The sequence below is a fragment of the Neglectibacter sp. X4 genome (assembly GCF_009917365.1).
In the GTDB taxonomy this organism is placed as follows: Bacteria; Bacillota; Clostridia; order Oscillospirales; family Acutalibacteraceae; genus Acutalibacter.
Window position 1 is genome coordinate 1 of the sequence record NZ_QWLE01000236.1, and the last position, 719, is coordinate 719.

General features: G+C 37.0%; 1 protein-coding gene and 1 pseudogene. Both read left to right on the forward strand.

What is annotated here, in order from left to right:
• The first annotated feature begins 84 nt into the window (after positions 1-84).
• Positions 85-459: a DUF3795 domain-containing protein gene (locus D1841_RS17870; protein WP_160201697.1), complete on the forward strand. Its 375-nt coding sequence runs from the start codon at positions 85-87 to the stop codon at positions 457-459.
• A gap of 28 nt (positions 460-487) precedes the next feature.
• Positions 488-637 (forward strand): annotated as a pseudogene (locus D1841_RS19440) (MobA/MobL family protein); the annotation flags it as partial.
• Positions 638-719 lie beyond the last annotated feature (82 nt).

The following is a 719-nucleotide window of genomic DNA, read 5'->3' on the forward strand; positions in this document are numbered from 1 at the left end:
CAAATGAACAACAGTATAGAAATCTTCACGCCTTCGTGATATACTTTTTATACAGGAACAAATTAGAAGTTGCGGAGGTGTCTTATGAAACGAGAATTAGGAATTGCCAGATGTGGTCTTGCGTGTTGCTTATGCACAGAAAATGCTGATTGTAATGGATGTGGCTCAAACGGTTGTCCAGATAATGATGTTTGTGAGAATAAAAAATGTTCGATTGCAAAAGGACTGACACATTGTTATAAGTGCGAAGAAAATTGCAAGAAAGGATTATTAGGCAAAATCAAACCCTACACATTTACTTTATTTGCTAAAAAATATGGAGAAGAAAAACTTTTGGACTGTTTAGAGAGAAATGAGAAAAATGGAGTTGTGTATCATCGAAATGGCATAAACGGAGATTATGATGATTTTGATGATGTAGAGCAGTTAATGAATTTTATCTTGACGGGAGTGAGATAACTCCCAGTTTATATATCAAATCCTCTGACATCTGATTTTCAGTGAAAGGACACTGCTACCCGAAATCAAGATTGCCGCACGAAGTGTATTTTTTGACGAGACAGGCAAACGAGTACGCACCAAAAATGAAATCATGGGCGAGGACGGTAAAATCCGTAATGGTTGTACCGTTATCAAATTGTAACGACCCTGTTTAAGCTTTTGCCTATAAAAAACTAAGAGGGACAAGGTAGGGTTGCTACTTTGTCCCTTATTTTGCA